At 69.8% G+C, this 22,116-nt stretch carries 20 protein-coding genes; 7 read left to right on the forward strand and 13 right to left on the reverse strand.

Annotation, left to right across the window (positions count from 1 at the left end):
• Positions 1-5: 5 nt before the first annotated feature.
• From OG609_RS38160 to OG609_RS38195, 8 genes are all read right to left on the reverse strand, one after another.
• The gene (locus OG609_RS38160) at positions 6-3,017 is read right to left on the reverse strand and encodes an alpha-mannosidase (protein ID WP_327276986.1); all 3,012 of its coding nucleotides are present in this window, start codon (positions 3,015-3,017) and stop codon (positions 6-8) included.
• A 46-nt stretch (positions 3,018-3,063) separates the two neighbouring features.
• Positions 3,064-3,789: a polysaccharide deacetylase family protein gene (locus OG609_RS38165; RefSeq protein ID WP_327276987.1), complete on the reverse strand. Its 726-nt coding sequence runs from the start codon at positions 3,787-3,789 to the stop codon at positions 3,064-3,066.
• Positions 3,786-4,895: a Gfo/Idh/MocA family protein gene (locus OG609_RS38170; protein ID WP_327276988.1), complete on the reverse strand. Its 1,110-nt coding sequence runs from the start codon at positions 4,893-4,895 to the stop codon at positions 3,786-3,788. The genes OG609_RS38165 and OG609_RS38170 overlap by 4 nt, the downstream gene beginning before the upstream one ends.
• 98 nt (positions 4,896-4,993) lie before the next feature.
• Complete coding sequence (locus OG609_RS38175; protein WP_327276989.1) at positions 4,994-6,628, reverse strand: FAD-dependent oxidoreductase; 1,635 nt, start codon at positions 6,626-6,628, stop codon at positions 4,994-4,996.
• Positions 6,629-6,642: 14 nt separating this feature from the next.
• A complete protein-coding gene (locus tag OG609_RS38180; RefSeq protein WP_327276990.1) occupies positions 6,643-7,815 on the reverse strand; it encodes a GntR family transcriptional regulator in 1,173 nt (390 codons plus the stop codon).
• Positions 7,816-7,997: 182 nt separating this feature from the next.
• Positions 7,998-9,068, reverse strand: a complete 1,071-nt coding sequence (locus OG609_RS38185) for a LacI family DNA-binding transcriptional regulator (protein ID WP_327276991.1) — start codon at positions 9,066-9,068, stop codon at positions 7,998-8,000.
• An 86-nt stretch (positions 9,069-9,154) separates the two neighbouring features.
• Complete coding sequence (locus OG609_RS38190; protein ID WP_327276992.1) at positions 9,155-9,373, reverse strand: hypothetical protein; 219 nt, start codon at positions 9,371-9,373, stop codon at positions 9,155-9,157.
• Positions 9,370-10,326, reverse strand: coding sequence for a PmoA family protein (locus OG609_RS38195; RefSeq protein WP_327276993.1), 957 nt, complete (start codon positions 10,324-10,326; stop codon positions 9,370-9,372). Before OG609_RS38195 ends, OG609_RS38190 begins: the two co-directional genes overlap by 4 nt.
• 90 nt (positions 10,327-10,416) lie before the next feature.
• Here OG609_RS38195 and OG609_RS38200 point away from each other — a divergent pair, with 90 nt between their 5' ends.
• Positions 10,417-10,599, forward strand: a complete 183-nt coding sequence (locus OG609_RS38200) for a hypothetical protein (protein ID WP_327276994.1) — start codon at positions 10,417-10,419, stop codon at positions 10,597-10,599.
• A 44-nt stretch (positions 10,600-10,643) separates the two neighbouring features.
• Here OG609_RS38200 and OG609_RS38205 read toward each other — a convergent pair whose 3' ends face one another.
• Complete coding sequence (locus tag OG609_RS38205; RefSeq protein WP_327276995.1) at positions 10,644-12,023, reverse strand: FAD-binding oxidoreductase; 1,380 nt, start codon at positions 12,021-12,023, stop codon at positions 10,644-10,646.
• Positions 12,024-12,091: 68 nt separating this feature from the next.
• On the reverse strand, positions 12,092-13,057 hold the full coding sequence (locus OG609_RS38210; RefSeq protein ID WP_327276996.1) for an antibiotic biosynthesis monooxygenase: 966 nt from the start codon (positions 13,055-13,057) through the stop codon (positions 12,092-12,094).
• Between the two features lie 75 nt (positions 13,058-13,132).
• Here OG609_RS38210 and OG609_RS38215 point away from each other — a divergent pair, with 75 nt between their 5' ends.
• Positions 13,133-13,699, forward strand: a complete 567-nt coding sequence (locus OG609_RS38215) for a nucleoside deaminase (RefSeq protein WP_327276997.1) — start codon at positions 13,133-13,135, stop codon at positions 13,697-13,699.
• Positions 13,700-13,866: 167 nt separating this feature from the next.
• On the opposite strand, the gene OG609_RS38220 is transcribed toward OG609_RS38215, so the two are convergent.
• Positions 13,867-14,058, reverse strand: a complete 192-nt coding sequence (locus tag OG609_RS38220) for a DUF6381 family protein (protein ID WP_327276998.1) — start codon at positions 14,056-14,058, stop codon at positions 13,867-13,869.
• Between the two features lie 132 nt (positions 14,059-14,190).
• Here OG609_RS38220 and OG609_RS38225 point away from each other — a divergent pair, with 132 nt between their 5' ends.
• Both OG609_RS38225 and OG609_RS38230 read left to right on the forward strand, forming a co-directional pair.
• On the forward strand, positions 14,191-14,874 hold the full coding sequence (locus tag OG609_RS38225) for a ribonuclease H family protein (RefSeq protein WP_327276999.1): 684 nt from the start codon (positions 14,191-14,193) through the stop codon (positions 14,872-14,874).
• Positions 14,875-15,047: 173 nt separating this feature from the next.
• Entirely contained in the window at positions 15,048-15,779 is a 732-nt protein-coding gene (locus OG609_RS38230) for a CDP-alcohol phosphatidyltransferase family protein (protein ID WP_327277000.1), read from the forward strand.
• Here OG609_RS38230 and OG609_RS38235 read toward each other — a convergent pair.
• The gene (locus OG609_RS38235) at positions 15,745-16,194 is read right to left on the reverse strand and encodes an adenylyltransferase/cytidyltransferase family protein (protein WP_327277001.1); all 450 of its coding nucleotides are present in this window, start codon (positions 16,192-16,194) and stop codon (positions 15,745-15,747) included. The two genes, OG609_RS38230 and OG609_RS38235, sit on opposite strands and share 35 nt — an antisense overlap.
• 211 nt (positions 16,195-16,405) lie before the next feature.
• On the opposite strand from OG609_RS38235, the gene OG609_RS38240 reads away from it, so the two are divergent.
• Genes OG609_RS38240 through OG609_RS38250 form a run of 3 tightly spaced genes read left to right on the forward strand, consistent with a single transcriptional unit; the run spans position 16,406 to position 20,597 of the window.
• Entirely contained in the window at positions 16,406-17,671 is a 1,266-nt protein-coding gene (locus OG609_RS38240) for a glycosyltransferase (protein ID WP_327277002.1), read from the forward strand.
• Entirely contained in the window at positions 17,668-19,356 is a 1,689-nt protein-coding gene (locus OG609_RS38245) for a lipopolysaccharide biosynthesis protein (RefSeq protein ID WP_327277003.1), read from the forward strand. The genes OG609_RS38240 and OG609_RS38245 overlap by 4 nt, the downstream gene beginning before the upstream one ends.
• Complete coding sequence (locus OG609_RS38250) at positions 19,353-20,597, forward strand: hypothetical protein (RefSeq protein ID WP_327277004.1); 1,245 nt, start codon at positions 19,353-19,355, stop codon at positions 20,595-20,597. Before OG609_RS38245 ends, OG609_RS38250 begins: the two co-directional genes overlap by 4 nt.
• Here the strand turns inward: OG609_RS38250 and OG609_RS38255 are convergent.
• On the reverse strand, positions 20,566-22,080 hold the full coding sequence (locus tag OG609_RS38255) for a hypothetical protein (protein WP_327277005.1): 1,515 nt from the start codon (positions 22,078-22,080) through the stop codon (positions 20,566-20,568). The genes OG609_RS38250 and OG609_RS38255 overlap by 32 nt on opposite strands.
• Positions 22,081-22,116: the final 36 nt, after the last annotated feature.

A 22,116-nucleotide genomic window follows, 5' to 3' on the forward strand; every position in this document is an offset into this window, starting at 1 on the left:
ACGCCTCACGCGTCTTCGCTCGGCGTGAGCCGCAGTGTCACGATCTGGAACGGCCGCAGCCGCAGCCGCACGAAATCGCCCGCCACCTCGGCGGACTCCTCGGCGAGCGGACGCTCCAGCAGGTCCGTGACGCTCGCCCCGGCCAGCGCGAACCCCGCTGTCAGACGTGCCGAGACCCGTCCGCCGTGGGCCTCGTGGAGCCGGACCACCACATCCCCGCTGCCGTCGTCGGCGAGCTTCACCGTGGTCACGACCACGGCGTCCTCGTCGACCGTGACCAGCGGGGCCACCGCGGCACTCCCCGGCACCCGGCGCTCGGGGAGGCTGAACTGCCATCCCTCACGCACCGCGTCACCGATCGTCGCCCCCGGCAGCAGCGCGTACCGCAGCCGGTGCACGCCCTGGTCGGTCGCCGGGTCGGGATAGCGGGGCGCTCGCAGCAGTGACAGCCGCACCGTGGTCGTGGTGGAGCCGTCCTCGCGGACCGTACGGGTCACATCGTGCCCGTACGTCGAATCGTTGATCAGTGCCGCACCCCAGCCCGGCTCACCGACATGCAGGAAGCGATGGGCGCAGATCTCGAACTTCGCCGCCTCCCAGCTCGTGTTGGTGTGCGTCGGCCGCTGGACGTGCCCGAACTGGGTCTCCGCCGTGGAGTGATCGGCACGCACATCGATCGGGAACGCCGCCTTGAGGAACTTCTCCTGCTCGTGCCAGTCGACCTCGGTGTCGATGTCCAGGCGCCGGGCCCCCGGCCGTAGCGTCAGCAGCTGGGTGACGCGCGACGAGCCGAAGGTACGCACCACCTCGACGCCGTCACCGCTGCGGCGCACCACGTCCGCCCCGGTCAGATCGGTCACCGTATTGCGGTAGAAGGCATCGACGTCCCAGGCGTCCCAACGGTTCGGCAGATCCGGATGGACCTGGAGCAGATTCGCCGCACAGCCCGGGGCGACCGTCTCGCGCCCGGCCACCAGATCGACGACCGAGACCACCAGACCCCGCGCGTCCACGGTCACCCGGAGCAGTCCGTTGTCCAGCCGGAAGCCACCGTCGTACGCCTCGGCCTCCACCGGCCGCTCCCGCTGCTCCGACGCGAGCGCCGCGCCACCGGCCGCGACGCCGGCCCGGCCGTGCGGAGCGGAGTTGAAGACGACCGTGCCCGCGCCGTCCGCAGCACCGGCCAGGGCCCGCTGCGCCGCCTCGATCACCGCTTCGAGCTCCCCGGCGATCCGGGCGTACGTCGCCTCCGCCTCACGGTGCACCCAGGCAATGGACGAACCCGGCAGGATGTCGTGGAACTGGTGCAGCAGCACGCTCTTCCAGATCCGGTCCAACTCCGCGTACGGATAAGGGAATCCGACCCGCACTGCCGCTGTGGCCGCCCACAGCTCCGCCTCCCGCAGCAGATGCTCGCTGCGCCGGTTGCCCTGTTTGGTCCGCGCCTGCGAGGTGTACGTACCGCGGTGCAGCTCCAGATACAGCTCACCCAGCCAAACCGGCGGCCGGTCGTACTCGGCCTCGGCGGCGGCGAAGAAGTCCGCGGGCTTCTCGATCGTCACCCGGGGCGAGCCCTCCAGATCCGCGAGACGACCGGCGCGCGCCAGCATCTCGCGGGTGGGGCCACCCCCTCCGTCCCCCCAGCCGAACGGGACGAGCGAACGTGTGGCGTGCCCCTTGTCCCGGAAGTTCTTCTCGGCGTGCGCGAGCTCCTTGCCGGACAGCTCCGCCACGTAGGTGTCCACAGGCGGGAAGTGCGTGAAGACCCGGGTGCCGTCCAGCCCCTCCCACAGGAAGGAATGGTGCGGGAACGGGTTGGTCGTGTTCCACGAGATCTTCTGGGTGAGGAACCAGCGCGAACCGGAGAGCGCCACCAGCTGCGGCAGCGCCGCCGAGTAGCCGAACGAGTCGGGCAGCCACACCTCCTCGGTCTCGACCCCGAACTCCTCCAGGAAGAACCGTTTGCCGTACACGAACTGCCGGGCCAGCGCCTCCGACCCGGGCATATTGGTGTCCGACTCCACCCACATCCCGCCCACCGGCACGAACTGCCCGGCCGCGGCCTTCTCCTTGACGCGCGCGTACAGCGCCGGCTGGTGCTCCCGCAGCCAGTCCAGCTGCTGGGCCTGCGACATCGCGAAGACGAACTCCGGATGGTCGTCCATCAGCGCCACCACATTGGAGGTGGTGCGGGCGACCTTGCGCACGGTCTCCCGCAGCGGCCACAGCCAGGCCGAGTCGATATGCGCGTGGCCCACCGCCGACAACCGGTGGGCGGAGGCGTGCGCGGGTGAGGAGAGCACGGGCCGGAGCTGCTGCCGGGCGGCGTTTGCGCTCGCGCCCACGGCTTCCAGGTCCAGCGAGTCCAGAGAGCGTTCCACCGCGCGCAGGATCTCCCAGCGGCGCGCCGAACCGAGCGGCAGCTGTCGCATCAGCTGATCGAGCACCTCCAGGTCCTGGACCAGCTCCCACACCTGCCGGTCGAAGACCGCGACGTCCACCCGCTCGACGCGGTACAGCGGCTCGCTGCCCGCGGTCTCCCGGTCGCCGAGCGCACTGACGCCGTCCAGGATCTCCGGATTGGCGGCCGCCTCCAGGTAGTACCTGAACTCCTCGCCGCCTGCGACCGGGTCGCCGATGCGCAGCCAGGTGTTGCGCGGGTTGAGTGCCTTGACCACGCTGCCGTCCGGCCGGTGGGCCAGCGCCTCCGCGGAGAACCCCGGCCGGTCCCTGGCGAAACCGAGGTCGATCACCGCTTCGACGGTCTGACCCGCCCAGTCGGCCGGGACGCGGCCGGTCACCCGGAACCAGCTGGTGCCCCAGGCAGGCCCCCAGTCGTCGCCGATGGCACCGGGCTTGTAAGGGGCGGCCACCGCCTCGGCGAAGGGCACCGGTTCGCCGGGGGCGTGCCAGACCTCGAATTCAAGGGGTGCCGTACGGGGATGGACGGCGGGGCGGATGCGCTCGCGCAGGGCACGGTCGAGCCGTTCCTCGGTCAGTGTGCGGTCGTCATGCATGAGTAAAGGGCCCCTCTGAATGAAATGTGTGCGGCGCGGTGGTGGTTCACGGGAGCTCGTCGAAGCCCACGCAGGGCAGTGACATCCCGTCGGCCAGGGCCAGGAGCTTCTCCAGCCGGGCCGGTGTCACATGGTTGGCCTCATGGGCGTCGGCGATGCAGTGGGCGTAGAGCGTGGTCACGCCGCCGTCATCGGCGGTCCGGCGCAGTGCCGCCTCCACGCCGGTCAGATCGTCTCCGTACGCGACGGCCCCGCGCCCGGAGTCCACCGAGCACCCCGGCAGGACCCGCCGGGCGGCGATGTCGCCGGCCGGGACACGCAACTCGGCCGCGAGGGACGGATCGGCGCGGCGGTCGGCGGACACACCGCCGCGCAGCCGCTCGAAGAGCGCGAGAAGCAGCCGGTCGGTGCTCTCGTCGCGGGCGCTGCACGGGTAGGCGAAGCTGCGGGCCGGAAAGCCGAGGCGGCGCAGCGTCTCCAGGGCGGGCACCACCTCTTGATCGAGATAGGCGGCCGCGCCGTGCGCGGCGATGAACTCGGGCGCCCGCTCGTGCCGCAGACCGTGGCAGCCGATGGTGTGGCCGTCGTCCGCGAGCCGGCGCAGCAACCGCACGTCGTCGCGGTCGAGCCGGTCGGGCTCACAGATGAAGAAGGTGACACGGGCGCCGAACAACGTGAACAGCGGTGCGGCGGCGGCCCACTCGCGCACATGCCGGTCGTCGAAGGTGAGCAGCAGGGCGCGGTCGACGTGGATTTCCACGCGGCCGGTCACCGCCCGGACTCCTTGGGCGCCCAGCCGGGCACGGAGCCGTGCAGTGCCGTGTAGAAGGGATCGCCCGGGACGATCTCGCCGGCCAGGACGGGGCGGCCGGTGAGCGCCGCCTTGTACATCGCGGTGATCAGCTCCAGAGAGCGGCGGCCGTCCCCGGCGCTCGCCCTGGGCCGCCGGCCCGCCCGCATGTCGGCCAGGAGTGAACGGAGTTGGGCGCTGTGCGAGCTGGGGACGTCCTCGGCGGGGGAGGCCCAGCCGGCCGCCCTGCCGGGCTCGACACCCGGTGCCGGGGTGTAGGTCCAGTCACCGTTTGCGTACCCGTAGAGATGGTTCAGTTCGATCGTGGCGTCCCGCAGATCGATCCGCAGATGACTCAGCTGACGCGGCGAAAGGGCGCTGTTGACCACGGTGGCGAGTGCGCCCGAGGTGAAACGCACGGTGGCGGTGGTGACATCGTCGGTCTCGACGTCGCGGGCCAGCCGCCCCGCCATGGCCCGGATCTCCGCCCAGTCCCCGAGCAGTTCCAGCAGCAGATCGATCTGGTGGATGCCGAGTCCCATGGCGGGGCCCGCGCCCTCGGTCGCCCACTTTCCGCGCCAGGGGACCGCGTAGTAGGCGTCGTCGCGGTACCAGGTGGTCTGGCAGTGGGCGACCAGCGGTGCACCCAGCTCGCCGGAGGCGATGAGTGCCTTGGCGTGCTCGGCGCCCGATCCGAACCGGTGCTGGAAGACGATCGGGGCGTACGGGCCCCGCTCGCCCTCGGCGGCGGTCATGGCGTCGTACTCCGCGAGACTGAGCGCGGGCGGCTTCTCGCACCACACCCACGCCCCGGCCCCCAGGGCGGCGACGACCTGATCCCGGTGGGCGACGGGCGGCGAGGCGACGACGACGAGATCGGGACGGACCTCGCTCAGCGACGCGGCGAGATCGGTGGAGTGGTGGGGGAGCGAGAAGTCGGCGGCGAAGGCGCGGGCCGAGGTGGGATCGGCATCGACGGCGCCGACCACTGCGAAGTCCGAGGGAAGTTCCAGGAACGCCGGCATATGGACGGCGCGGGCGATGTTGCCCGCGCCGACGAGCAGTACACGGTAGGGAGACACAGTCACAGAGGGCCGTCCAGGCTGAGGGCGTGAGCCGCCGGGATTGGTAAGCGTTTTCCAGCAGGTCGGTAAAGTGCCCTTCCCGAGGGAAGGGCGGTTGGGTTTCAGAGAGTGGCGTAGAGCGCCCCGGCACTGGTCACGGGTCCGGTGCGGAGCCGGTCCGGCCAGTCGAGGGCGAGGCCGAGCGAGTTGCTCAACCGGCTCTGGAAGGAGGCGAGCCGGTGCTCGGCGCCGCGGACCGCGCGCGGCGGCAGCCGGTGTTCGAGGCAGTACGACACGAGCGCGCCGACGGCCTCGCCGATGCTCCACTGGCCCGCGTGCCCGCCGAGCGCGGGTGCGCTGAGATGCGTGGCGCCGATGTTCCGCCCGGCGGGGAGCAGATTCTCCACCCGTACGGGCAGCAGTGCGCCCAGCGGCAGCTGGAACGGCAGGCACTCCAGATCGAGGCCGGCGCCGCCACCGGTTCCGGGGTGCAGCGTGATCCGGGATCGCAGGGTGCCCACGCTGTCCGTGAAGGTCTCGGCGCCTGGTGCCCCGGCCCGTGCCGCAGCGGTCAGATGATGTTCCAACAGGGTGAACTCGGCCCGGATGCGCCGGGATTCGCGTACGTGGGGTGTCTTGGCGAACCCGTCCGCCGTGCCGGTGGCATCGGGCCGCAGGCGCAGCTCGGGGTAGCCGTGGCCGCCGTCGTGCCGGGGCGCCCGCGTCTGTATCCAGTGGAGGAACGACAGTGCCTGCTCGCATGCCTCTTGTTCGGCGCGGGCCCGTACCTCGTCCCCGAGCCCGGCGAGCGGCAGGCGTGTGTAGGCCGTCTGCTCCCAGTCGACCAGGGTGATGTCGCTGTCGAAGGTGCCGGGCAGGTACCGGCTCCGGGCCAGTGCCCGCAGCTGGTGCCAGCGGTCGTTGGGCGGTGCGGCCCATGGCGGGACCTCGTCCGGCTCGTGCAGGAAGAGCGGCACGGAGCGGGCCGGGGCGCCGCCGGGTTCCGCGGTGTCCCAGGAGAAGGCGTCGGACCACCGGGCGTATCCGGCCGGCCGGTCGACGGTGTGGTCCTCGCCGGGGCGGTGGTCCAGGGCGAAGACCCAGGAGACCGGCTGCTGGTCGAGCGGATCGGCGACGGCGGCCGCGTGCGGTTCGCCGGTCTCCTCGCGGGACTCGGCGCCGGTGACATGTTCGACGCCCGCGAGGTCGAGCAGCTCTCCCAGGTCCGTCGCGTCGACGACGTACGGGGCGCTGACCGTCAGCAGCTCGCCGTCAGCTGCCTCCAGGGTGACCGCGGCCACCCGGTCTCCGTCCGCCTGGGCCGCAACCGGGCGGTGGCGGACCAGCAGGGTGAGCCGGCCCGAGGCGAGATGCGGGGTGAGGAGCTCCTGGACGACGGCGAGTGCGGCGCGCGGCTCATGGCTGAGATGACCGGTGGTACTGAGGCCGGGGTCGAGCAGCGGATCGGCGTACGGCCCCGGGCACAGCGGGTAGTTGCGCCGGTAGAAGTCGCGTATCCGCTCGCGCAGATCGCGGTAGCCGGGGGAGACGGGATCCAGTTCGATACGGTGGCCGTCGGCGAGCGGTACCGCCTGTGCGGTGAACAGGCCACCGGGCCAGTCGGTCGCCTCGGTGAGCACGACGCGGTGTCCGAACCGGGCGGCGGTCAGCGCGGCGGCGAGACCACCGAGACCGGCACCGACCACCAGGACATCGGTCCCGAGTTCGCGGGTACGGGGTGCGGGGGCGGCGAACACAGGAGTCTCCTCCCTCAGGGCCGGCGGGCGGCGACGGTACGGAGCCGGACCGGTGCGGACTCGCGCGTCCTGATCCGGACGGGGAGCACGATCTGCTCGGCGCTGCGGTACGGATCCTCGCCCGCCGTGCGCTCCGCGATCCGGGTGACCAGCTGCTCGACCGCCCGGCTGCCGATCTCCCTGGCGGGCAGCCGGGCGGCGAAACTGGTGAGCGGCAGCAGATCGTAGGGGCCCGCGTCGTCCATACCGGCCAGCACGATCTCGTCGGGCACGGCGATGCCGAGCGAAGCCAGATCGGAGGCGGCGGTGGCGACGGCGAAACCATGCGCGCACAACAGGGCAGTCGGTGGCTCGGGTGCCGCAAGGAGACCGGACAACAACTGCTTGCGGTCGTCCTCGGACAGTGCCGTGTACGAGCGCAGCGCGGTGAACTGGGGAAGCAGGGGCTGGTCATGGGCGCGCAGCGCCTGCTTGTGCCCGGTCATCCGGTCGTGGACGCTGGTGCACTGCGTCTCGCCCCAGAGCGTCGCTATGCGTTCGTGGCCGTCGGCCAGCAGATGTTCGGTGAGCCGGTAGCCGACGTCGTAGTTGTCGGCGGTGACCGCGTCGATGGCGAGGCCGGGAAAGTACCGGTCGACCAGGACCATCGGGATGCGCAGGCGTCTGATCTCGTCCAGCACGTCGAGATCGGGCGCGCCCTGGACGGGGTAGAGGATGATGCCGTCGACCCGGTCCTCGACGGCCTGGTGCAGCGCCTGGTCCTGGCGGGCGAGGGACGCGGGGTGATCGGCGTGCCCCGTGTCGGTCATCTGGACCGCGGAGTCCGAGAAGAACAGCCGCAGCCCGCGCTCCGAACAGCCGGACTCGACCCCGCGCAGCACTTCGGACTGGTACGGCCCCTGGCCGCTGATGATGCAGGCGACCACACCGGATCTGTGGGCCGAGGCAGGTTCCGCGGTCCGGTCCGAAGGATCGGCGACAAAGGTACCCAGACCACGGCGGCGTACCAACAACCCTTCTGCAACAAGGTCGTTGAGTGCACGGATGGCGGTGGTGGAACTGACCTCGAAGCGCTCGCGCAGCTGGTTCTGAGTGATGAACGGGGCGCCGGCCTCGTACTCGTCACGTGCCACCTCGGCCCGCAACTCGTCCTTGATGCGCTGGTACTTGGGTCCGGACGTACCCATCCAGCCACCACCCTCTCGGATTTGACGCGTCAATTGGCGTTGATCACAGTGTGGTGGCGGTTAACGCACTATTTCAAGGGGGTTGCAGCGGAATAATCGGCAACTTAGTGCGTCAAGTGGGGGAGTTGTCGATTCAATGCGTCAATCCAGTGGCCCGGACGGGGCTCTCAGCCGGTCATGCCTCAGCCGGTCGTGCGGGGCGGTGGTGCCGTGCTGGCACGCACCACCAGTCGCGACGGCACGGCGAGCGTGCGCGGCGAAGCCGTCGCGTCACCGAGGGCCAGCAGCAGCGCCCGGCGGCCGATCTCTTCGAGCGGCAGCCGCACGGTGGTCAACGCGGGCGTGACGTCGCAGGCCACCGGCAGATCGTCGAAGCCGACGACGGAGACATCGGCGGGCACGCCCCGCCCGAGGTCGTCACGGAGCGCCGCGAGCGCCCCGAGCGCCATGGCGTCATTGAGCGCGAAGAGTGCGGTGATCCCCGGCGACCTGCGAAACAGCTGCACCGCCGCGGCCCGCCCGCCCTCCCGGGTGAAGTCGGCCTCGACGCGATGGCGCTCCTGAACGGAGATGCCCAGTTCGGCCGCCCGCTCCAGGAAGCCGTGCAGCCGGTCCTGTACGGAGACCAGCGCCAGTGGTCCGCAGATGATGCCGATCTCCGTGTGCCCCAGCTGGGCGAGATGCTCGGCGACCGCCCGGCCCCCCTCGCGGTTTCCCGGCACGATCGTGTCCACCGGAAGATCCTGGTGCGCGACCGCGGTCACCCGGCCGCCCTGCGCCGTGAACGCCTCCAGCTCCTGGACGAGCGCGGGGCTCCCGCCGGTGAAGCCCGAGCCGGCCAGGACGACGGCGCGGGCCCGCTGCGCCCGCAGCCTTGCCACGTACTCCGCCTGGAGTCCCGGCTCATGGAAGGTGCCGGCCAGCATCACGAGGAGCTTGTGGTCGCGGGCGACCTCCATGACACCGGCCGCGATGGCGGAGTAGTAGGCGTCATTCACATCGTGCACGATCAGACCGACGATGGACGTCGTGGACTGCACGAGCGCGCGGGCCGGCGCGTTGGACACATAGCGGAGCCGGGCGGCCGCCTCCAGGACGCGCTCCTGCAGCTCCTGGGTGACGTTGCGGTCGCTGTCGCTGAGGACGCGCGAAGCCGTGGCAAGAGAGACCCCGGCGTCCTGCGCGACCTGCTGGAGCGTCACGGCGGACGGCGGGCGGGGACGGGCGGAACGTCGATTGACCTGGCTCTGCATAGGGCTACGATAGCTGCACTGAAAGCGTTTTCCCATTGCGTACGCAAGAGGAAACCCGGCACCGGGACCGTTCTGCCGCCTCTCGGTCAGCCCGTGCTCCATCTGCCCGGCGCGGTCGGCGGCATCGTGGCCTCGTCCTCGGAATCCTCTGGACCACTCCACGGAATTGCGCGTGGAGCGCCGGCGTCGAACCGGATCCGGTTGTCGGCGAACAGGTCGACGACCCGAGCGCTCTCGTCCGTCGAGCGCGAATCGTCGAGGTGCGGCTCCACGCACAGGCTGACCCCGCCCGTGCCCTCGCTCACCACGGGTGCTCCGCGAGGTACCCGGCGATCCGCTTCCGGTCCCATGCACCGTCCGCGACGGTGACACGGTAGCGGCGGGACAGGGTGTCGCCCGGGGCCAGCTCCAGCTCGTCGTAGAACGCGAAGGAGGGTGCGACGGCCGCGAAGGGTTCGTTGCGGACGAACCAGTGCGCCGGGTGGGTCCCGCCTTCTCCCGTGTGATCGTTCTCCGGGGCGTGTTGGAAAATCAGTGTGGCGTGGCCGTCGGCGCCGTCGTGCTCACCGCTGTAGGCCAGCCACGGCGCCTGTGTCCCCATCAACTCCGGCCCCGCGCCGTCCGGCCCGAGGATCTGCCCGCCCCGGAAGGCGCGCGGCCCGCGCCAGAAGAGACCGGTGTAGCCCGCCGCCTCCCGGCCGTGCGTCGTGGGGCTGCCGAAGTGCAGCGGCTCGGTACGCCGGTTGGTGATCACGCTCGACCAGGTCAGCGTCCAACTGCCGCCGGCGCCCGCCGGACCGGCGCCGGATACGGCGTGCTCCACGTCATGCAGCTCGATACGCCGCTGCTCGTCCGCCCAGTGCGTGCCGTTGTGGTGGCGCCAGCTCAGCCGCTCTGCGATGACCGCGCGCCCGGCGTCCGCCGCCACCTCGTCGAACCCGATGTGCGCCATCGATCCGACCCGTTCGGGCAGCGGCCGGTAGTCCTGGCCGTGAACATAGGTGTTGCCTCCCCACAGGTTCTGCCCGGACAGATGGGAGGCCGTCATCTGGAGGCCCTTGTGCCAGCGGTGATCATTGGGCCGGTAGTCGGTGACAACGTTATCGGCCAGTGTGCGCATGGGGTGGGCATACGGCTTCGGGGCCTCCCAGGCCGCCTCCGGACGGTAGACATAGCTGATCAGATCGATGCCGCCGCGCTCCTCCGTGACCGTGATCCGGTCCCCGTGGGCGTGCGTGATGCGCAATGGACTGCTCATGTCCCGAGTCTCCTGGGTACAGTTGGAAAGCGCTTACCGAAACCTAGGCCCTGCGCCGGATGAACGTCAACAAGCCTCAATGAGTGGGCGGTGCATCCCGGCCCGGGCAATGCTCCGTCGTGGGCGATCGATCCGGACGGCCGGCGCGTACGGACGACCGGCCATGCGTTCCTGACATCGCCCGAGGCCCGTGAACTTCTCCGGCGGGAAGGAATCGTCGTGATCGACTACCGCGGCGTCCAACGTAAATGGTCGGAGGCGGCCATGTCGTGACGCGGGTGAGTGACGTGGTGCCTTCCTCCGCCGACCGAAGTGTCTCAGGGCGTGAGGTAGGAGTGGAAGACGCCCTCCGGGTCGTACCGCGCTCTCAGGTCCTGCAGCCGTTGCCAGTCGCGCGCCGTGTACGACCGCTCAGCGCGGGCGGGACCGGCGCTGAGGTCGGCCTCGGCGATGTAGTGCCCCGTCCCGAGGGACTCCACGGCGCCCATCGCCTCACGCAGCCAGCGGACGTTGATGTCGTCCTCCGCGGGATCGTCCCAGATGGCGTACGGGACGACGTAGCTCGATCCGAGCACCGAGAACGCCATGTCGCGCAGCAGTTCCTCATTGTGTGACGCGGGCGATACGGGTGCCAGGACGAGGGAATTGTCGGAGGGGGCCCTCTCCACCGCGTCGCCGAGCCTGGACAACAGCGTCCCGAGGTCGGACTCCGACCACAGGGTGTCCGCTGCGTAGCGGCGATGTGCGGGCCATATGTCACCGGAGGCCGCATAGAGGGCATCGGGAGACGTCGGCTCGTCCGCCTCGCGGAAGAGGGATCGATCGGCGAAGGGGCATGTCCGGAGCGGCCCGAGATCCTGGACGGCCTGCTCGCGCGAATCCGCGAAAGTGGTGGCCGTGACGGTGATCACCTTCGGCCGCGGCCTCGCTTTCGTCATGTGCCGGGCGGCTGTTGCGAGTACGAGCGACAATTCCACGGTCGGCTTGAGCTCATGCGCGGTTTCGACCGCCCAGTTCGTCACCTCTTCGAGATCTGCGAGGGGACAGGCATACGTGGTCGACATGACTGCCCCGGGAAGCCGGTGCAGACGGAGGTGAAAGCGGGTGACGACGGCGAAGAAGCCCGGACCCGCTCCGCGCGCCGCCCAGAACAGGTCGGGATTCTCGTCCCTGTTGCACCGGACCGTTTCACCGTCCGCAGTCACGGCTTCGACTTCGTGGACGCTCCGACAGGCCGGCCCCAGGGCGCCGGAATTCCAGCCGAGACCTCCGCTCAGGAGATAACCGCCGACGGCGACCGACCCGCAATGCCCCGTGGGAAAGGAAAAGCCGCGTTCAGCGAGTTCCGGAGCGAGTTCGCTGCCGGTGACAGAGGGCTGCACGGTCGCCGTCGCGGAAGCCGCGTCGATGTCGAACCGCCGGAGCCGGGAGAGGTCGATGAGCATGCCGTCGGAACGGACGGAAGACCCGCACCAGCTGTGCCCGCCCGCCCGTACCGCGATGCGGAGTCCGCGGGAACGAGCCAGTCCGATGGCCCCGGGAACATCTCGCTCCGACGCGGCACGGACGATCAGTTCCGGGAATCGCTCGGGCTTGAGCCCGTTCCACACCATGCCTGCCAGGACAGCTTCGTAGCCGGCATCGCCGCGCTGGACGAGCTCCCCTTCGATTCCTCTGGCCAGTTCTCTGTGGCGCATCACGGAACTCCTGGACTTGTACGGGCTACGACCGCGGACGAAGCCGAAGACGGCGGTGTGGAGTACCCCTAACCCGTGGTCAGGCCGAAGATGGTGATGATCACCAGGCAGCTCACCGCCACGACCGCAGCGCCCGCCACATGGACGCCGACGGATCGTGCCCGGCCGGGCAGCAGCCAGAAGGCGAGCGCTCGGGTGACCAACGGCATCAGCAACCAGGTCAGCACACTGACACTCAGTACGTTGCTGATGAACAGAGCGAGATACCCGGGCACTTTGTGGCGACTGAGCCAGTCACCGACCGTCAGGTTCAGGATCATCACCGTGGGATACAGGGCCAGTACCACGGACATGGCCTGCTTCCAATTGGACGGAACCCCTTCCCCCGTGCCCTCGCCGAAGCGGAACCAGGCGCCGAACGCCGACCCGATCTTGCGCACGTCGTACGAACCGAAGTAGTCGCGCCCTTCCGTCAGAAGCTTTTCGCGCGCCTCGGAGTTGAGCCATCCCTCAAGGTGTTCGCGTGTGTCGAAGCGGAAGGCAACCACCCAACGGTCCTGAACTCCCTTGACCGGCTTGAACAGCTCCGACCCCATGAAACCAGGATGCCTCTCCTGTTCCTTGAGGATCTTGTCCTGCCAGTGAATGAATTCCCGCTCGCGCCCCGGCCGTACATCATGCGAGACGACCGCCGTGACGACGTCCTCGGTCGGCGTGCCACCGGAAAGCACCTCTTGCGTGGGGGGTCCATCGAACAGCGGACGGCCCTCGACGAGGAGCTGCCGACGGGCATTCGAGTCCAGCCACTCGGTCAGCTGCTCGACACGGGAGAAGCGGAATACGACGACCCACTCGTTCTCCTCACCAGAGGCCGGCGGGTACAACTCCGTTCCCTGGAACCCGTCAAAGCCTCGCACGACCTCGTTGGTCTTCTCCTGCCAGCGCTTGTAGTCCTCAACCCGGTCGGCCCGGACTCTCTGGGAGGTCACGACCGTTGCGCTGCCGCCGGGGTCGCGGCTTGCACGGGTACTCATGCGGAGTAGTCTAGTTCTAAAGGGAATTATCGGACAAATGGGGGAAAGTTTAGCGCCGTGCGGGAGGATCTTGAGATGGGACACAAGGAGTTCATGGCCGAAGCGGTTCGACTGGCCACCGAGTCCGTCGACAACGGCTGGGGCGGACCGTTCGGTTCGGTGATCACCAATGATGGGGAGATCATCGCTCGTGGGCAGAATCGTGTACTTCTCACGGCCGACCCGACCGCGCACGGTGAGATGGAAGCAATCCGCAAGGCTGTTCAGCTGCTCAATCCGGAGGCGCCCAGCATTTCCGAGGAACACCAGAACGCGTACACCCTGAAGCTGGTCCCTCGCCCGGAGGGTTCCCCCGACCTCGTGCCCGAGCGCGCTCGTATGCTGCAGGGGTGCACGATCTATACCAGCGGCGCTCCGTGTCCGATGTGCATGAGCGCCATCTACTGGTCCCGGATCAGTACCGTCTACTACAGCTGCGACTGGAAGGCGACTCAGGAGATCGGCTTCGACGATGTCTTCCAGTACGAAGACTTCGCGAAACCCCCGGACCGGCGGAGCATCACTCTCGAACAGCTCCACCCCGAGCTGGGGGCCACGTCCTACGAGGCATGGGCGAACAAGGCGAACAAACACCCGTACTGAAGCGGCTCGGAACGGGAAACCGAACGCTGCGTTGCCGATGAGTCGATGTGACGGGTATCGGGGGCCGGGCGGCCGACGGCTTGCCACTCACTCATGGAAGGGCAGCAAGACGTCGGCCGTTCTCTGAGGCAGGTACTGCGTGACACAGGTACTACGTGACGCAGGTACTACTTCGGCGGGCGGACGTTCTCGCTGCCGATGTTGCCCTGCTGGTCAATCTGCTCCTGCAGCTTCTGGGCCTTCTCCTGGAGCCGTCGGCGCTGCTCAGGGTCGGTGGTGCGCTCAGCGGCCTCGGTCATGTGCCGGGCCTTCTCGCGCAGCTGCTGCGCACGGTCACCGGATTCACGTGCAACGCTCATCATCGCTCCTTGTGCGGTTGGGAAGAGCTTGCTCCATCAGAGAACCAGCGTCGCCGGTTCACCGCACCTCGAATCGTCACTCAGCGTTACGGTGTGCCGTGGGGGCGCTGCGGCGCTGGCATGATCAAGGGCATGGACGAGAGCATCATCGCCGCGTGTGACGGGGCATCGAAGGGCAATCCGGGGCCTGCGGCCTGGGCGTGGGTCGTGGCCGATACGCAGGGGCGACCGGAGCGCTGGGAAGCGGGTCCGCTGGGGATCGCCACCAACAATGTCGCCGAACTCACGGCGCTGCAGGAGCTGTTGGAGTCCACGGATCCGTCCGTGGCGGTCGAAGTACGGATGGATTCGCAGTACGCGATGAACGCGGTGACGAAGTGGCTGCCGGGATGGAAGCGCAACGGCTGGAAGACCTCGGCCGGAAAGCCGGTGGCCAACCGTGACCTGGTGTCCCGCATCGACGCGCTGCTGGCCGGCCGGACCGTGGACTTCGTCTACGTGCCCGCCCACCAGGTCGACGGAGATCCGCTCAACGCCCTCGCCGACCAGGCGGCCAGCGAGGCCGCTGTGGCTCAGCGGCCGGCCGGTACCGCGCACGGCTCGCAATTGCCGACGCCCGCTCCGGCCCGGGCGACCGAGGGACGGGGCAAGGGTGCTCCGGCGAAGAAGGCAGGGGGTGCGGCGCGATCCGGTGGAACCATCCGGGCCAGGTTCGCGGGCCGCTGCCACTGCGGAAAGCCTTACGCGGCACAGGAGATGATCGCCAAGAACCCGAACGGCTGGGGCCATCCGGAGTGCCGCACCGTGCCCGCCTGAGGTGCGGTCCGTCGGGTCTGCTCGCCCGGTGCGGGCCCGACGGAGGTGGATCGCCGGCCGGAGCGGGCGAGTGGCCACGCGAAATGGGGCCCGCGTGCCATGATGCGGCTCCGACGGCAGCGTCCGCAGTGCTCTGCCGATGCCGCCGGCAACGGCGACACGCTGGGGGGCGTATGGGAAGCACAGGCACGGTTCTGCGCGAGTTGCGCGGTGCGCAGAAGACGGCCAAGGGAGTCTCGTTGTACTCGCGGTACGTGAACCGCCCGGCCGGACGGGTGTTCGCGGCAGGTGCGTACCGAATCGGGCTGACACCAAATCAAGTCACGCTGATCAGCGCGACATTCACCTTCACCGCCATCGCCTCGGTGGCTCTTGTCCGGCCGTCCTGGGGGCTCGCGGTCGCGGTGTACGCGGGGCTCGTCATCGGCTTCGCCTTCGATTCGGCCGACGGGCAGCTGGCCAGGCTGACCGGCAGGGGAGGTCCGGACGGCGAGTGGCTGGACCATGTCGTGGACTGCGCCAAGATGATCCTCGTACACACCGCCGTGCTGATCTCGTTCCAGCGGTTCTTCGATCTGCCGGCCGAGGTCTGGCTGCTCCTGCCGCTGGGCTTCCTGTTCACCGCCGTTCTGACCTTCTGCGCCGGGCTGCTGCGTGAACAGCTGGGCAGGGCGGCCGCCTTGCCCACGGCGGGCGGCGGTGCCGCGGTCCCGGTGTCCCGGGTGCGGGCCGTGGCACTGCTGCCCGCCGACTACGGGGTGTTCTGCCTGGTGTTCCTGCTGCTCGGCGACCGGACCGCGTTCCGTATCGGCTATGCGGTGCTCGCCGTCGTGCACGCACTGTTCCTGGTGGCGTTCCTCGCCAAGTGGTTCAGGGAGCTGACAGCGCTCCGGACTGCGGACTGACGAGCGTGTCCAGCGCCCGGCGCAGCTGGGTGCTGGACGTGTGCACGGTGTACGGGAAGTAGACCACCTCGACGCCTACCTCGGCGAAGTCGCGCTCCAGCCGCTTGCCCCTCTCCGTGTCCCGCCAGTCGTCCCCCTTGAAGATGACGTCGAACCTGACCTGCTGCCAGGTCTCGACCTTGTCGGGCACGGTCTCGACGAACGCAGCGTCCACGTAGCGGACGCTGCGTACGATCTCCAGCCGTTCCGGCAGCGGAATCACCGGTTTGTGGCCCTTGGCGAGCGCGGCCATCTCGTCCGAGACGACGCCCGCGACGAGGTAGTCGCACTGGCTGCGGGCATGCCGCAGGATGTTGAGGTGCCCTATGTGGAACAGGTCGTAGACCCCCGGCGCGTAGCCGACCCTGTGCACCATCCGTTCTCTCCCCCCACGGTGAACGTGATGTCCGTGTCCCGCAGCCGTTGTCCGGACATGGCATCCGGTGCTGCGGGATATCGGTATCGGTGTTGATGGTGCAACGACCTTACTGTGAAGTCCACTTGCGCATCTCGTGAACGGATAAGCTCACTTTTGGGGCTGTTCCTTGGGGGGAACACAGAATGTTCCGGGGGGAAGGCGAGCGTCCATGTCCGATGCCGATCGTCACAAGCCGTTCGAAGACCGCACTCTGCTGGTCGTCTCGACCAACTACGCACCGGAGCTGACGGGCATCGGGCCGTACGCCGCGCAGCTCGCCGAGCACTGGGCTGCGTCCGGGGCCGAGACCCATGTACTGACCGGCATGCCGCACTACCCGTCCTGGCGCACCGAAGCGGAGTACCGGGGTGTGTGGCGGGTCGCCGAGAAGCGGGCCGGGGTCACCGTCCACCGGCGAAGACACTATGTGCCGCCGCGCCAGACTGCCCTGCGCAGAGCGGCGTTCGAGGCCACGGTGCTCGGGCACGGTCTGCTGTCGCCGCCCGTTTCGCGTCCGCCGGACGCGGTGATCTCCCAGATGCCGAGCCTTGCGGGCGGTGTCATCGGGGCCCGGCTGGCGGGCCGTCACCGAGTCCCGCACATACCGGTCGTGCAGGATCTGATGGGTGCCGCCGCCGCGCAGAGCGGTATCCGGGGCGGGGGCCGGGCGGCAGCCGTCGCCTCGGCGGCCGAACGTTACGCGTTGCGCGGCGCCGCCCTCGTCGGAGTCATCCACGAGAGTTTCGTCCCGCGTGTCACCGAGTACGGCGTGGACCCGGGGCGTATCCGAATCGTTCCCAACTGGTCGCATGTGCAGGCGCCTTCGGCAGACCGTGCGGGGACCCGGGCACGACTCGGCTGGAGCGAGGGCACTCCCGTGGTCCTGCACTCGGGGAACATGGGACTCAAACAGGGCCTGGAGGTCCTGGTCGACGCGGCCCGGCTGGCACCGGAGATACGTGTCGTGCTGATGGGGGACGGGAATCAGCGCGAGGCGCTGCTGGGGCGTGCGACAGGCCTGCGCAATCTCGACTTCCTGCCGCCGGCCGGCGCGGACGAGTTCACGGACATTCTCGCTGCCGCCGATGTGCTGGCGGTCACCCAGCGGGCATCCGTGCTCGACATGAGCGTCCCGTCCAAACTCACCTCGTACTTCGTCTCGGGCCGCCCCGTCGTCGCCTCGGTCGCCGACGGGGGAGGCACCGCCCAGGAGGTCCACCGGTCCGGCGCCGGGATCCTCGTCGCACCGGAGGATCCCGCCGCGCTGCTGTCAGCCGTACGCAAGCTCTTCGAAGCGCCGGCCGAGGCGGACCGGCTCGGCGCCAACGGACCGCAGTACGTCGCACGTCACCTGAGCCGAGAGGCGGGCCTGGCCCGCTTCGACGCACTGCTCACCGAGGCCCTCGCGGACGTACAAGGGAGAGAACGCCGATGACCCAGCCGATCCGCGCCCTGGAGGACCAGGACGAACCCGCGCTGCTGAGGGATCAGTTCCGTCAGCTCCTGCGCTACCGCGCACTGCTCGCCGCCGGCGTGGTCCTCGGACTGCTCGGTGGCGGCTGGCTCGCCCTGAGCGGCGAGGAGAGCTACACATCGACGGGTGAGGTGGTCGTACGCTCCGCCGCCTCGGACCCTTTCGCCGCGGGCGCCTCCGCCGACAAGGGCATCAACATCGGCTCCGAGCGGCAGACCGCCGTCAGCGACACCGTGGGCACCCTGGCCGTCGGCTCCCTGGCCAGGCAAGGCGACCGGGTGGAGGTCGGGACCCTGCTGTCCGGTCTCCAGGTCACCAACCCGCCGAACACCCTCGTGCTCCGCTTCTCCTACACCGGCCGCACCCCCGCGCTGGCGAAGGCGCGGGCCGAGGCGCTCGCCGACGCCTATCTGGAGATCCGCAGACAGCGCACCGAGGACAGCATCGCCAACATGGTCGACGGCTACCGCGCCCAGCTGAAGCCCCTCACCGAACAGCGCGATCAGCTGGCGGAGCAGGTCGGGACGAGCAACGACGTGACCAGCGCACGGGCCAACCTCGTGGTCTCGATCTCCGAACTGAGCAGGAAAATATCGGAGTTGCGGGCCCTGGACACCAATCCCGGCTATCTGACGAAGAAGCCCGTCGCGCCTACGGACCCCACCGGTGCGGGGCTGCCTCTGCTGCTCGGACTCGGTGGTGTCGTCGGGCTGGCGCTCGGACTGCTCCTTTCGTGGGTACGCCTGGTCTTCGACCCGGCCGTGCGCTCCACCCGGGAGCTGGTCCGTTCACTCGGCGCCCCGCTGCTCGGCACCCTGCCCAGGGAACGAGCATCCGCGGGCGCGCTGCTCGCCATCGGGCGGAGCGGGAGCCGGCTCGCCGAGGAGTACCGGGCGGTCGCCTTCCGGCTCGCCTACGACCCGTCGTTCGCCCAGCGCCGCAGAATCCTGGTCACGGCCCCGCGCGGGGACAACGTCGCGGCGGCCGCCGCCGCGGTCAACCTGGCCGCGGCCTTCGCCGAGATGGGACGTGACGTACTCCTGGTCGAGGCCGATCTGCGCACCCCCTCGCTGGCCGGGGACCTCGGCCCGGCCGTGCAGGGCGCCGGGCCGCGCTGGGCATCGGAGGGCGAACGGGCCTGGCCGTCGGACAGCCGGATGAATGTGGACGTACCCGGGTCTGGTGCCTTCACCCTGATAGCGGGCCGGCGCACGGACAACGTTCCGCGTGCCCTGACCTCCGCGCCCGTCGGACGGATCGTCGCCGAGGGCGACCGGCCGGGCGCCGTCGTCATCGTGCTGGCCCCGCCCGTGCTCTCGTACGCCGACGCCGTCGCACTGATCGACCGGGTGGAGGGTGTCGTGGTGGTCTGCGACCCGCGCGAGGTGCACCGAAGCGACCTGGAGCGGATCCGCGAGATCATCGGGGCGGCCGGAGGCTCCGTGCTCGGCGCTCTGCTGCACCCCGGCCGGAGCCGCTACGAGCGCCGGGCCCGCAAGAAGGCCGGTCGGCGCCGCGCGGGCGGCGGCCGGTCCGGATCCGCTACCAGCCGGGGCGACGGCGGCCGCGGCGGCCGGGGGCACACCGGTGACCCGGCCGAGACGCTCGGTCTGCGCACCTTCGACTCCACCGCGGGACACAGATGAAGGCACGGACCGCGATCGTCTGCTCGGTCGCGGACCAGGGCGTGGCGGCGCTCACCAACATCCTGGTGCTGGTGGCCGCCGCCCGGCTCTCCACGGTGGCGGACTTCGCCCGCTTCTCGGCGGTCTACCTCGTCTTCACCGTGCTGCTGGGGGTTTCCGGCGCCTACACCGGGCAGCCGCTCGTGCTGCTGCGGGGCGAGAGCGACGAGGTGCGAGGGGCGTGCCGGTCGTCGGTCGCCTTCACCCTGCTCACCGCGACCGCGCTCGGCGCCCTGCTCGCCACCGTCTGCCTGACGCTGCCGGGGGCCACCGCACGTGCCCTGATGATGCTGGGAATCGTCCTGCCGGTGGTCCTGGGGCAGGACACCATGCGTTACGCCTTCTCCACCCTGCACCTGCCGCACCTGGCGCTGGCGAGCGATGTGCTCAGACTGGTCTGTGTGCTGGGCGCGCTGGCCGTGCAGCCGTACGGTGCCCCGGCGGCACGGCTCGTCAGCGTCTGGGGGCTGTCCGCGCTACCCGCCCTTCTGCTGTCGGCCGCCCTGCTGCACCGCAGAACGGCCGGTACGACGCTGCGGCTCAAGATCCTGCTGCGGAGAGGGCATCTGGGACGGCGCTTCGTGGTGGAGTTCGGGGTGGGAAACGCCACCAGCCAGCTCTCCGTGCTCGGACTCGGCACGGTCGGCAACCCGCTCGTGGTGGGCGCACTGCGCGGTGCCACCACTCTCTTCGGGCCGCTGAACGTGCTGTTCACCTCGGCCACCGGCTTCGGCCCGCCACTGCTCGGGCGGCTCGCCCCCGAACGGCGCAGGGTACGCGCCACAGCGGTGCTCGCCGCGGTCCTGGCCGCCGCAGCCGCCGCCTGGGCCACCGCACTCGCCCTGCTGCCCGACGGAATCGGCCGCCATCTGCTCGGTGACACCTGGCCCACGGCCGTCGCCCTGCTTCCGGCGACGGGCAGTCAGTACGCGGCGATGGCCGTCGGCACCTGCGGGCTGCTGGCGCTCCGGATGCTCGACCCCCGTACCACCCTCTTCATCCAGGTGGTCTTCTCGCTCGCCGCCGTTGCCTTTCTCACCGGCGGCTATGTGCTCGGCGGGGTGCCCGGCGCGGCCTGGGGCCTGTGCCTGGGATCCATCTGCAAGGCGGTGGCCACCTGGACCCGGGTGGCCCGGCTCAGGCGCCGCACCGCGGTGGAACAGGCGCCCGTCACTGCGAGCGCTGTCCGCTCCGGCTCCTGAAGCTTGTTATCAGCAGCAGACAGAGCGCCGCGATCGCCAGTTTCCCGACGGACTGCAGCAGCGGTCCGCGCAACAGAATGAAGGTGTACCCGGCGATCAGCGGCGCAGCGATGGCCAGAACACTGCCGGGGCCCGGGCCGTCCCGGGACACCGCCCGCGCGTAACGCCGGTCGGTGCGTGCGGCGACGTACCCGATCAGTGCGAGACCGCCGACCATGCCCGGAGCACCGAAGTCGACCCAGAGCTCGGTCCACAGCGGCGCCGACAGGTTGGTCATGTTCATTCCCATCCACTGGCCGACGCGGACCCCTGTGTCCTCCGGCTTGCCGCTCCACACCGACCGGGGCACGAAGAAGAGGGCGGAGCCCGCCAGCTGACGTCCATAGGTGTGGCCGCGGGTGTCGACCCAGGTAATGGTGTTGGCGAACATCACCGTCTGGTCGTAGTCCTTGGTGGCCAGCGGCTCGAAGACCGACGACGAATCCACCGGCCGGTACCCGGCACTGTCGTAGCGGAACCGGTCCGCGTACGGGAACAGCACCAGCGCCCCGACCACCCCCATGGCCAGCACCGACCGGTACATCGCCGCGCTGCTCGGGAACGCGGTGAACAGGAGCGAGACCAGTACGGTCAGGAACCAGTAACGGGCATTGGATATCGGGTTGTTGACGACGGTGTTGAGGATCAGCAGCCCGCACCAGACCAGAACCGTCGAGGGGGAACGCCGGGCCCTGTGGGAGGTCACCAGGCGGCGGGTGTAGAAGAGCAGCCCCAGCAGTGCGGGTACCGTACCGAAGCCCTTGAGGAAGGCCGATCCCACGTTGGACTGGCTCGACGCAACCCCGCTGACCGCGACCGAGGCGCTGATCTCCTGGCGGCTGGTGAAGAAGATCGCGGGCCCGCCGAGCTTCAGGACGTAGTAGCCGCTCGCCGCGAAGGCCAGCACCACCAGCAGCCTGAGCCGCATCCGGTGCGCGGTGGCCGGACCGCTTCCGGAGCGTGCGGTGGCCCGGCGGCGCAGCGGACGCCGGGACGCCAGCAGCGCCCCGAGGTCGAACGCGGCGCACCCCACCAGGATCAGCGCGATGGCCGTCATCAGATCCGACCGCGGTCCCACCATCGGGGTGGGGGTCTGCCCGATGACCGCCTGCGCGAACGGTGCCACCCCCATCGCGATGTACACGAACATCCAGAACACGCCCTGCAGCAGACGCCGCCGCGTGGACAGAATCATCGTGGCGAGCCGCGCTCCCGCGTAACACGTCAGCACCAGCTGCAGCCAGTACGCGGTGTCCCGGACGCCCGCCCCCGGCTGCGCGGCGATCACCGCAGGCAGGAAGCAGACCAGTCCGAGGATGAGAGGCACGGCCAGGGCCCGCGACAGCATCGCCCACGACATGGGCTTCGCCGGCGGCTGGACCGGGTCTCGCGCCCCGTGCTCCGGTACGGGTGCGGACGGCGCCGCCTCGTGCACGGACGTCATCTGTTCCCCGTTCCGTGGACCTGTGAACACTCTAAC

This window comes from Streptomyces sp. NBC_01224, assembly GCF_036002945.1.
Classification (GTDB): Bacteria; Actinomycetota; Actinomycetes; order Streptomycetales; family Streptomycetaceae; genus Streptomyces.